General features: G+C 48.5%; 1 protein-coding gene. It reads left to right on the forward strand.

Translation table 11 applies throughout. The annotated features are described in order from the left end of the window. The coding region (locus A3774_RS16225; protein WP_407937496.1) for an ABC transporter permease subunit at nt 1-241 on the forward strand (241 nt) is incomplete at both ends.

The raw sequence follows: 241 nt of genomic DNA on the forward strand, positions 1-241 counted from the left end.
CTGGTGGATTTGTTGTTCTTTGGTTTAAGCCTTGGTTCGGTATTGCTGCTGGCCTCGATTGGTTTGGTGATCACCTTTGGTGTGATGGGCGTCATCAATATGGCCCATGGCGAAATGATCATGCTAGGCGCGTACACGACGTATGTGGTGCAGCTATTGATGCCAAATTACATCGACTACTCAATTTGGGTGGCGATTCCAGCCGCCTTTCTCGTTTCAGGATTAATGGGCGTAGTGATTG

Source organism: Neptuniibacter marinus (genome assembly GCF_001597725.1).
GTDB classification, from domain to species: Bacteria; Pseudomonadota; Gammaproteobacteria; order Pseudomonadales; family Balneatricaceae; genus Neptuniibacter; species Neptuniibacter marinus.